Below are 9,968 nucleotides of genomic sequence, written 5' to 3'. Positions count from 1 at the left end.
AACTCAAAGAACAAAATCAAATCATCGAACCAAGTCCGTACAAAATTCGCTCACAAGTAACCTCCCGGCTACCTCTCAGCGACTTCGATAAAGCTACACCCCACACCTAGAAACACACAAATCCCCTGGTAAATGGCCAATAACCGTTACCAAGGGATCATGTAGCTACCTTATTGACACGAAGCGTGACGGCATTAGGAAGGATTCACAACCCGTGCCCCAGCGAAGCGCTTCTTGCCCTTGCGCAATACCAGCCACGAGCCATGCAGGAGGTCTTGGGAAGACGGAGACCATTCGATGTCCTCGATGCGCTGGTTATTCACGTATGCACCGCCTTCACCCACAGTGCGGCGCGCGGCACCCTTCGATTTCTCCAATCCCGCACCTACCAATAGATCCAGGATCGTGGCATCCGAGCTGACTTCCGCTACCTCGGTCTCCTGCAATGCAGAAGACAGGGTGGCCTCGTCCAAATCCTGCAACTCCGCCTTACCGAACAAAGCTTGAGAGGCCAGCTCCACTGCTTCGGTGGCTTGTGCGCCGTGGACCAGTGTGGTCATTTCTCGCGCCAACACTCGCTGCGCCTCACGCTTGTAGGGTTCCTCCTCTACCTTGCGCTCCAGATCCGCGATCTCCTCCTGAGTCAAGAATGTAAACCAACGCAGGTAATCGATAACCACCGCGTCTCCAGCATTAATAAAGTACTGGTACCAGGAGTATGGGCTGGTCAGCTGCGGATCCAACCATAGCTTGCCGCCGCCGGTGGATTTGCCGAACTTATTACCCTCGGCGTCCGTCACCAGCGGTACCGTCAGGCCGTGGACTTTCGCACCATTCACGCGCCGGTTCAGATCCACACCGGAAACGATGTTGCCCCACTGGTCGCCACCGCCAATCTGCAGGACACAGTCGTACTCATTGTGCAGGTGCACAAAGTCGTTAGCCTGCAGCAGCATGTAGGAAAACTCGGTGTAGGAAATGCCATCGGACTCCAAGCGGCGCTTAACCGTATCGCGGTCCAGCATGGTATTCAGCGAGAAATTCTTACCGATATCGCGCAGGTACTCGATGACGTTGATCTGGCTAATCCAGTCCGCGTTGTTCACCATCACCGCTGGGCTTGAAACGTCACTCTCATCGGTGAAGTCCACGAAAGATTCAAGTTGTGTCTTGATCATCTGCATATTCTCTGCGATCTGCTCTTCCGTGAGCATAGAACGCTCCCCAACATCACGTGGGTCACCAATCATTCCCGTCGCACCGCCGGCCAGCGCGATTGGACGGTGGCCGAATTGCTGAAAGCGTTTCAGCATAATCAGTGGTACTAGGTGCCCAGCGTGCAGCGAGCTTCCCGTCGGATCGAAACCGCAGTACAAGCTGATCGGGTTCTCTGTGGCCTCTTTCAAAGCCTCCAAATCCGTGGACTGGTTAATGAGCCCGCGCCATTCCAGTTCGTCAACAATGTTCGTGTTGTTAGTCATACGTAGGTGCTCCCCTGTTCCCTAATTATCTAAGTGTCTGCTTTTCCAGAGCGTGTGGCTTTAGTTACTTGGACCCAATGGGCCAGTCCTTAGCCTCGTCCACCAGCAGGACCGGAATGCCGTCCTGCACCGGATAGGCCTTGTTCAGCCTAGGGTTAACCAAATAGTCGCCGTGATCCTCCAGCGGTTGCTTGTCGATCGGGCACGCGAGGATCTCTAGGAGCTTCTGATCAATCATGCTGTTAAGTCTAACCCGTGCCCCAGCCATCCCACCGAGTGACTCTCTGTAGTTGTTTACCGCTTTTCTACTTTGCTCATTGAGGCTGTCCAATCAACCGTCCGCCCTAGGACTTAACACGCGGGTGCTGTGCGTTACAGTAGGAAGTGCAACCGAACACGGGCGCTCGAGGTATCGAGCTGAGATCGCGCTGTAATCCCCGCGCGAGTACCGCTAGAACCTGCCTGGTTAGAACCAGCGAAGGAAGAATGAGGAGAGACTTTTATGACGGATCCGTCTACACAGCACACCCGCACTACCATCCCGAATGACGACTATGGTGCGGAAATCCACCCGAAGCACAGCTTCGCCCCCATCGAAAAGCAGGTGGAATCCTTCGGCAAGACCTTCACCCTACAGGTGCCGGAAACCGAAGTTCAGCTGGACGATTCCCCAACGGGCCCGAATCCACCGCAGAAGCTCTACCGCACTCGCGGCCCCTGGGCCGAACCGACCGAGGGCCTGGAGGCTTTGCGCAGTGAGTGGATCGAAGCCCGCGGTGATGTAGAAGCCTACGAGGGCAGGCGCCGCAACCTGTTGGATGACGGTAACCGCGCCCTCAAACGTGGCGAGGCCAGTGACGAATGGAAAGGCGCTAGCCGCCAGACGCTGCGGGCCAAGGAGGGCAAGCGCGTAACCCAGATGCACTACGCCCGCCAGGGTATTATCACCCCGGAGATGGAATACGTCGCACTGCGCGAACACTGCGACGTAGAAAAGGTGCGCGAGCAGGTTGCCTCCGGCAAGGCGATCATCCCGAACAACATCAACCACCCGGAATCTGAGCCGATGATCATCGGCAATGCCTTCAATACGAAGATCAACGCCAATATCGGTAACTCCGCGGTGAGCTCGTCCATCCGCGAAGAGGTAGACAAGCTGCGCTGGGCCACCCGCTGGGGTGCAGACACCGTAATGGACCTATCCACCGGTAACGACATTCACACCACTCGCGAGTGGATCATGCGCAACTCCCCGGTACCGATCGGTACCGTGCCGATTTACCAGGCACTCGAGAAAGTCGACGGCGTGGCCGAGGACCTGACCTGGGAAATCTTCCGCGATACCGTGATCGAACAATGCGAACAAGGTGTGGACTACATGACGATCCACGCCGGCGTACGCCTGCCCTTCGTGCCGCTGACCACCAAGCGCGTAACCGGCATCGTTTCCCGCGGCGGTTCCATCATGGCCGGCTGGTGCTTGGCTCATCACAAGGAGTCCTTCCTGTACGAGAACTTCGACGAGCTGTGCGAGATCTTCGCCAAGTACGACGTTGCGTTCTCTCTGGGCGACGGCCTGCGCCCAGGCTCCATCGCCGATGCCAACGACGCAGCCCAGTTCGCTGAGCTGAAGACCATCGGCGAGCTAACCCACCGCGCCTGGGAGTACGACGTTCAGGTCATGGTCGAAGGCCCAGGCCACGTGCCGCTTAACATGGTGCAGGTTAACAATGAAAAAGAGCAGGAATGGTGCGGCGGCGCACCGTTTTATACCCTGGGGCCGCTGGTCACCGATATTGCGCCTGGCTACGACCACATTACCTCCGCCATCGGTGCGGCCAATATCGCCATGGGAGGTACCGCAATGCTGTGCTACGTCACCCCGAAGGAGCACCTTGGCCTGCCGAACAAGGACGACGTGAAGACCGGTGTAATTACCTACAAGGTCTCCGCCCACGCCGCCGACGTCGCCAAGGGCCACCCTGGCGCCCACGAGTGGGACGATGCGATGAGCAAGGCGCGCTTCGAGTTCCGCTGGCACGATCAATTTGCCCTGTCCCTAGACCCGGATACTGCCCAGTCCTACCACGACGAGACTCTGCCCGCGGAGCCGGCAAAGACCGCTCACTTCTGCTCGATGTGTGGACCTAAGTTCTGCTCCATGCGGATCAGCCAGGACATCCGCGACGCATTCGGTGACAAGATCGATGAGGCTCTGGCCACCGACCAGAAGCAAACGCTAGTCAAGGACCTCGGCTTGCCAGGCTTCGGGCGCCAGAGTGTAGACGGAGAACGCGTCACTAATACCGAAGGCGAAGAAGAAATGGCCGAGGAGTTCCGCCGTGCGGGATCCAAGCTGTATCTAGACCGCAATGAGGCCAAGGAAGTGGCCGAGGATCTGGAGAAGGAAGCAGCGATCCCCAGTGAGCGCTAAGCCTCGCCCTGCTGCGCAGGGTAGCCACCTGGATCTGCGGTGCTACCACGTTACGGGAGCACCGCAGGAAAAGGTCGTCCAGGTTGCCGCGGCAGCGGCCGCCGGTGGTGCGGGCGTGATTCAAGTGCGCAGCAAGCCCATCAGCGTGCGCGATCTGACCGCCCTAGCTATCGACGTTGCCGCGGCAGTCGAGGAAGCCAATCCGGCAACGAAGGTGCTTATCGATGACCGAGTGGATGTAGCGGCCGCCCTAATGGATGATCACCACATCCACGGCGTACACATCGGCCAAGACGACTTGAACCCGCACCTGGCGCGGCAGATTCTTGGCGAGGATGCGATCATCGGGCTGACCACCGGAACCCTAGAGCTAGTGCAGGACGCTAACGAGTACGCAGATGTGATCGACTACATCGGTGCCGGTCCGTTCCGCCCCACCCCGACGAAAATCTCCGGCCGCACTCCGCTGGGGTTGGAAGGCTATCCCCCACTCGTGGCGGCCTCGGCCGTTCCGGTCGTGGCAATCGGTGATGTACAGGCCACCGATGCCGCAGCACTGGCCCAAACCGGTGTGTCTGGTGTGGCGATTGTGCGCGCCTTCATGGACTCCGATGATCCGACTACCTTGGCGACCACGGTTGTGCAAGCTTTCGATCGGGTGAACGGGAATGCAGCAATCGGTTCACATGAATAACACTGTTCTCAGCCCGGGCAACCACCCCGATAGTCAGAAGCTACGCGCGGAGCACGCCATCATTGGCGCGGGAATCATCGGGCTGGCCACGGCATTCGAATTGGTGGAAGCGGGCGTATCCCCACAAGAAATTGTCGTGGTCGATCCCCAGCCCATTAGCGGTGCCACGTTCGTGGCCGGTGGCATGCTGGCGCCGGTTGCGGAGGTGCAATACCGGCAAGAGCCGCTGTACCCGCTGATGGTGGCTTCGGGCGAGATGTTCCCCCACCTGCTGGCCAGGTTGGGTAAGAAAACTACCGCACCGACCGGGCACCGCAGTGAATCCACCCTGGTGGTGGGTGCCGACCGCGCCGATGGCGTCCATATCCGCGAGTTGCTGGCGCTGCAGCAAAGACACGGTATGGATGCCCAGGCGCTGACACTACGGCAAGCCCGAAGGCTAGAGCAGGGGCTAAGCCCCCAGTTGGCGGCGGCAGTGGAAATCCCGGGCGACCATCAGATCAACCCGCGCATGTTCAGCGCGTGCCTGTTGGACTACCTGCAGCAAGCCGGAGTTCGCTTCGTGGCGACGGCCGCAACGCGCATCAACGGGCACGATGTACAGCTCACCGATGGCCGAGTGGCCACCGGCGACACGGTCTATCTCTGCAACGGGCTAGGTGCCAAAGACGTAGACGGCTGGTTCGAGGGTGTCAATCCCCTAGCGCTACGGCCGGTGTACGGTGACATGCTGCGGCTGCGGGTCCCAGACGCGCTGGTGCACACCAGTGGCGAACCGCTTACCCGAGTGGTGCGCGCATTCGTGGAGGACCGGCCGGTTTATGTCATCCCCCGCACCGATGGCACCATCGCCGTCGGTGCAACCAGCCGCGAAGACAACCGCAAAGGTCCTTCTGTAGACGGTGTGCACACGCTTCTTCGAGACGCCATCCGCGTGGTTCCTGGGCTAGAGGATTGCGAGTTCATCGAAGCCATCGTCGGCGCCCGGCCCGGCACACCAGATGATCTGCCCTACCTTGGCAAGGTGCGCGACGGGCTGGTGATCTCCACCGGCTACTTCCGCCACGGAATCCTGTTGTCCGCCTTTGGGGCTAAGGTAGGTGCCCAGTTGGGGTTGGGCACCTACCCCGAACGGGTTGGAGATAGACATCTCTGCCTGCGATCCACTACGCCACGCCCGATACAGCCCACCCCGATAGCCACAAAAGAAAGGAATAAGCACCATGGAATACACGCTTAATGGAAAGCGCCGCAGCAGCGAGGGGCATATCACCGTGGCTGCCGTCGTAAAAGCAGAGACCGGCGATGCCTCGCCGAAAGGCGTCGCCGTGGCCGTCAATGGCGACGTGATCCCAGCCAGCGACTGGTCTTATGAAGTTACCGACGGCGATGAAATGGATATCCTGATCGCCGTGCAGGGCGGGTAGGGCTTTACTCATGCTTTCTATCGCAGATAAACAATTCGATTCGCACCTAGTGATGGGAACCGGCGGGGCAAGTAGCCAGGCTATGTTGGAACAATCCTTAGTTGCCAGCGGTACACAGCTGACCACCGTTGCCATGCGTAGGCACAGTGCCACGAGCGCTAGCACCGGTGGGGAATCCATCTTCGAGCTCTTGCAGCGATTGGGCATTGACGTGCTGCCCAACACTGCTGGGTGCCGCACCGCCCGGGACGCAGTAACAACCGCCAAGCTAGCCCGCGAGGCGCTGGGCACCAATTGGGTGAAGGTGGAAGTTATCGCGGATGACCATACGCTTCTGCCCGACGTGGTAGAGCTCGTGGATGCCTGCGAGATGCTGGTTGCTGAAGGATTTGTGGTGCTGGCATATACCAGCGACGATCCGATCGTCGCCAAGCGTCTAGAAGACGTGGGCGTGGAAGCGGTGATGCCTTTAGGCTCGCCCATCGGCACGGGCCTAGGCATCCTGAACCCGCACAACATCGAGCTGATCTGTTCGCGCACCCATGTTCCCGTGCTGCTGGATGCCGGTGTGGGCACGGCCTCCGATGCTGCACTGGCCATGGAGCTGGGCTGCGATGGCGTGCTTTTAGCGAGTGCTATTAACCGCTGCCAGGACCCCATGGCGATGGCCACTGCAATGAAATACGCCGTGGAAGGTGGCCGGTTGGCCCGGCAAGCTGGCCGCATTCCGAAACGGCAGCACGCCGTGGCCTCGTCATCATTCGAGGGGTTGGCTAGCTGGGAAGACAAAGTCCTGTAATGAGCCCACTGCCCCGTGAAGAGTTGTACAGAGTAGCCCGCCAAACCCTATTGCCTGGCTTCGGCATCCCCCAGCAAGAGGCGCTGCACGGCACCCACGTGTTCGTCATCGGCGCTGGCGGATTGGGCTGCCCCCTGATGCAGCAGCTAGCTGCCGCCGGTGTTGGCGAAATCTCTGTGATCGATGACGACACGGTGGATCTCACTAACATCCACCGCCAGATCCTGTTCGGCACCCACGATGTGGGAAGGCCCAAGGTGGACGTCGCCGCCGAAAAGCTCCGGCAGCTGCAGACCGGCATCGTAGTACATGCGATTCGCGACCGTTTTACCGTCGACAATGCCGTGGGCTACCTTCGTGGGGTGGACATCCTAGTGGATGGTTCTGACACGTTTGCCACCAAGTTCCTAGCAGCGGATGCTGCGGAGATCACAGGCACCCCGCTGGTGTGGGGCTCGGTGCTTCGCTACCGGGGCGACTGCGCAGTGTGGTGGTCTGGGCCCGGCGCCGAGTCCGGCGTGGGCATGCGCGACCTCTATCCCCTGCAACCCGACCCAGATTCCGTGCCGGATTGCGCCACCGCCGGTGTGCTGGGCGTAACCACCAGCGTGGTCGCGGGCTTGATGTCCACCGAGCTAATCCAGTTCGCAACCGGCATGAACCACGACCGGGTGGGCTTGTTGAGCATCTACGATGCCCTGACCGCCTCCATCACTCACTTCCGCGTGCCCCACGACCCGGCACGCGAGCTAACCATACAGCTGCAGCAAGACTACGGTAGCGCAGCTTGTGCCGTGCCGGATGCCGATGCTGCCGCTGCCGCTGCCACTGCCCCCGAGATGTTCGAAGATCTGCGCGACGGTGCCACGGCCATCGACGTGCGCGAGGCCGGGGAGGCTGCCATAGATGATTTCTTTTTTGCTGCCGGCACAGAGCATTACCATTTACCAACCTCCGTGTGGCAGGACGATCCAGAGGTGGCGCGCTGCCTGCTCGATTCCCTGCAGGCCGAAGGGCAGCGCAAAGCGTGGGTATACTGTGCTTCCGGCAAGCGATCGGCCAACTTCATCTCGACCTTCGCCGCGGATGCAAAACAGCGTGGTATTAATATGCTAAACGTCGCAGGCGGCATAACAAGCCAGCCCGCAGCGTTCCACGGAATACCTAAGCACTAGCTAGACAATGATGTCGATGACAAGGTGATTCGGGTTTTCCGGTAGGTCCACCTTGAACTTCGCGTTGGATTCATAAAAAGGTGCTGGGGAGTCACCTGTTTAGCACAGAGTATCCAGACTTTACATAGAATCCAGATTCAGGAGGGCCATTTCATCGCGTGGCCTACCAGAATTACTGGAACGTCATCTTCAATGGGATAGGCAATGCTAGGAACGCTCATTGACAAGGACTTGCTTATCTTCCGGATATATCAACAGGCCCTTGTCCTGCGGACGGACAAGTACCTCGAGCAACTTTGGGTCAAGACTCTTACATCTAATCCCAGCGGGTAGAGGGAGAAGTAAAATCCCTCTACCCCACCTTTGCTTTAAAGCAAGGACGGAACGTTAGCAACCAAGGAGAACAGATCCTTAGGATCGTCCGGGTTGGCAATGATGTCGATCTCGGACTCCAAGTCGGTTCCCTTGACGGAATCACGCAGGTAACGCAGCGCGGAGAAGTCGTTGATTGCGAATCCGACATCATCGAAGAGGGTGATCTGCTCATCGTCATCGCGGCCGGTGGCCTGGCCGGTGAGCACCTGGTAGAACTCGACAACCGGGAAGTCTTCGGGCTTCTGCTGAATTTCGCCCTCGATGCGAGTCTGCTCCGGGAACTCCACGAAGACCTTGGACTTGTCCAGAATGGAGCTTTCCAGCTCGGTCTTACCTGGGCAGTCACCGCCAACAGCGTTGAGGTGGACACCTGGGGCGACGTGGCGCTCGGCCAGAATCTGGTTTTGTGCCTTGTCTGCAGTGCAGGTGGTAATAATGTCTGCGCCAAGAACTGCCTCGTCGACGCTAGAGCAGGCAGTGATATTAAAGCCCAGTGGCTCCAGATTGCGCTTGAACTTCTCTACCGCCTCAGGGTCAATGTCATAAATAGTGATGTCCTCGATGCCCATCACGCCACGGAAGCCCAAGGCCTGGAATTCAGACTGGGATCCGGCACCGACCATGGCCATGCGCTTGGAGTCCTTGCGTGCTAGGTGCTTTGCCACCATGGCGGAGGTTGCGGCAGTACGCAGTGCGGTAAGCAGCGTCATCTCGGCTTCGAAGGTGGGGTAGCCATTGTCGACGTCGGCAAGCACGCCAAAGGCGGTAACGGTCTGGAAACCACGGGCCGGATTGGACGGGTGGCCGTTGACGTACTTGAAGGAGTACTCCTTACCGTTAGAGGTCGGCATGAGCTCGATGACACCGAATGGGGTGTGGGAGGCAACGCGCGGAATCTTGTCAAAGCGCTCCCACTCGCGGTAGTCAGCCTCGAGGTAATCCACCATTCCGGTAATGATGTTTTCAACGCCCTCGCGCTGAATCCAGCGCGCCATATTTTCTACGTCTACGAACTTAACAGCGTGGTTCATAAGAATTCCTTTCCTAGTTTTAATTCTTCGGGTGAAGGTCTGTTTGCGGTGCGGCCGGGAAGCTGGAGGTTGGCAGGTGCTTGGCCTTCCTCTCTTCCGCGATTGTACGAATACGGTCGCGCCATGCGTACCACATTGCCATAAAGACCGGAACGAGGAGCAGAGTGGAAGCAAGCGCATAGGTTCCGATTGGATAGTCAAAGGCCATCAGGATAATGACTAGGCCAATGAAGATGAGTACGGCCCAGTCGCCGCCTTGACCGAATGGTGATCGGTATCCCGGCCGCGTGTAGCGTCCACTCTTAGCCAGGTGTACAAACTTGAGGTGCGAGAGCGCAACTGCCGCCCAGGACGCCAATGTACCCAAGGCTGCCAGGTTGAGCACGATTTCAAACGCCATCTCCGGCACCACATAGTTGAGGAAGACGCCTACCAAGCCCACCATGGCCGCCATGACGATGCCGCCGTAGGGAACACCGTGCTGTCAAGGGGTGAATGCGCCACTTCGACCGGGAGGTAGTTGTGACGCGTTGGACTCCGAAGGATGTTAAG

Annotated in this window: 9 protein-coding genes, 2 pseudogenes and 1 riboswitch; of the genes and pseudogenes, 6 read left to right on the top strand and 5 right to left on the bottom strand. The window is 58.9% G+C overall.

Translation table 11 applies throughout. From position 1 onward, the window contains the following. Positions 1–194: 194 nt before the first annotated feature. Both tyrS and QP990_RS11800 read right to left on the bottom strand, forming a co-directional pair. Positions 195–1,481 carry a tyrosine--tRNA ligase gene (gene tyrS / locus QP990_RS11805; protein ID WP_023021619.1) on the bottom strand — a complete coding sequence of 429 codons (1,287 nt, stop codon included), beginning with the start codon at positions 1,479–1,481 and terminating at the stop codon, positions 195–197. 64 nt (positions 1,482–1,545) lie between these two features. Beyond that, complete coding sequence (locus tag QP990_RS11800) at positions 1,546–1,719, bottom strand: Trm112 family protein (RefSeq protein ID WP_034656461.1); 174 nt, start codon at positions 1,717–1,719, stop codon at positions 1,546–1,548. 148 nt (positions 1,720–1,867) lie between these two features. Beyond that, positions 1,868–1,982: riboswitch (TPP riboswitch) on the top strand. Between the two features lies 1 nt (position 1,983). Between QP990_RS11800 and thiC the strand changes: the two genes are divergently transcribed. Genes thiC through QP990_RS11770 form a run of 6 tightly spaced genes read left to right on the top strand, consistent with a single transcriptional unit; the run spans position 1,984 to position 8,010 of the window. Further along, a complete protein-coding gene (gene thiC, locus QP990_RS11795) occupies positions 1,984–3,915 on the top strand; it encodes a phosphomethylpyrimidine synthase ThiC (RefSeq protein ID WP_023021621.1) in 1,932 nt (643 codons plus the stop codon). Positions 3,916–3,943: 28 nt separating this feature from the next. Beyond that, positions 3,944–4,609: a thiamine phosphate synthase gene (locus QP990_RS11790; RefSeq protein ID WP_034656487.1), complete on the top strand. Its 666-nt coding sequence runs from the start codon at positions 3,944–3,946 to the stop codon at positions 4,607–4,609. After that, positions 4,602–5,849 (top strand): glycine oxidase ThiO, encoded by a 1,248-nt coding sequence (thiO, locus tag QP990_RS11785; RefSeq protein WP_396127288.1) that lies wholly within the window; start codon positions 4,602–4,604, stop codon positions 5,847–5,849. Before QP990_RS11790 ends, thiO begins: the two co-directional genes overlap by 8 nt. Then, positions 5,833–6,036, top strand: coding sequence for a sulfur carrier protein ThiS (gene thiS, locus QP990_RS11780; protein ID WP_200287553.1), 204 nt, complete (start codon positions 5,833–5,835; stop codon positions 6,034–6,036). Before thiO ends, thiS begins: the two co-directional genes overlap by 17 nt. A gap of 10 nt (positions 6,037–6,046) precedes the next feature. Next, on the top strand, positions 6,047–6,835 hold the full coding sequence (locus QP990_RS11775; protein ID WP_023021625.1) for a thiazole synthase: 789 nt from the start codon (positions 6,047–6,049) through the stop codon (positions 6,833–6,835). Continuing rightward, the gene (locus QP990_RS11770) at positions 6,835–8,010 is read left to right on the top strand and encodes a ThiF family adenylyltransferase (protein ID WP_200287554.1); all 1,176 of its coding nucleotides are present in this window, start codon (positions 6,835–6,837) and stop codon (positions 8,008–8,010) included. The genes QP990_RS11775 and QP990_RS11770 overlap by 1 nt, the downstream gene beginning before the upstream one ends. 137 nt (positions 8,011–8,147) lie before the next feature. On the opposite strand, the pseudogene QP990_RS11765 reads toward QP990_RS11770, so the two are convergent. The 3 genes and pseudogenes from QP990_RS11765 to QP990_RS11755 all read right to left on the bottom strand — a co-directional run. Continuing rightward, positions 8,148–8,331, bottom strand: a pseudogene (locus tag QP990_RS11765) (Trm112 family protein). Between the two features lie 47 nt (positions 8,332–8,378). Continuing rightward, positions 8,379–9,416, bottom strand: coding sequence for an ornithine cyclodeaminase (locus QP990_RS11760; protein ID WP_005323253.1), 1,038 nt, complete (start codon positions 9,414–9,416; stop codon positions 8,379–8,381). A 19-nt stretch (positions 9,417–9,435) separates the two neighbouring features. Beyond that, positions 9,436–9,885 (bottom strand): annotated as a pseudogene (locus QP990_RS11755) (L-asparagine permease); the annotation flags it as partial. Positions 9,886–9,968: the final 83 nt, after the last annotated feature.

Source organism: Corynebacterium sp. MSK071 (genome assembly GCF_030232125.1).
Taxonomy (GTDB): Bacteria; Actinomycetota; Actinomycetes; order Mycobacteriales; family Mycobacteriaceae; genus Corynebacterium; species Corynebacterium kefirresidentii.
This window is presented reverse-complemented; position numbering and strand designations above follow the sequence as displayed.

Bases quoted from the DNA above. Each gene is read 5' to 3' on its own strand.
- tyrS (WP_023021619.1), bottom strand. From the start codon at position 1,481: ATGACTAACAACACGAACATTGTTGACGAACTGGAATGGCGCGGGCTC.
- QP990_RS11800 (WP_034656461.1), bottom strand. From the start codon at position 1,719: ATGATTGATCAGAAGCTCCTAGAGATCCTCGCGTGCCCGATCGACAAG.
- thiC (WP_023021621.1), top strand. From the start codon at position 1,984: ATGACGGATCCGTCTACACAGCACACCCGCACTACCATCCCGAATGAC.
- thiO (WP_396127288.1), top strand. From the start codon at position 4,602: ATGAATAACACTGTTCTCAGCCCGGGCAACCACCCCGATAGTCAGAAG.
- thiS (WP_200287553.1), top strand. From the start codon at position 5,833: ATGGAATACACGCTTAATGGAAAGCGCCGCAGCAGCGAGGGGCATATC.
- QP990_RS11775 (WP_023021625.1), top strand. From the start codon at position 6,047: ATGCTTTCTATCGCAGATAAACAATTCGATTCGCACCTAGTGATGGGA.
- QP990_RS11770 (WP_200287554.1), top strand. From the start codon at position 6,835: ATGAGCCCACTGCCCCGTGAAGAGTTGTACAGAGTAGCCCGCCAAACC.
- QP990_RS11760 (WP_005323253.1), bottom strand. From the start codon at position 9,416: ATGAACCACGCTGTTAAGTTCGTAGACGTAGAAAATATGGCGCGCTGG.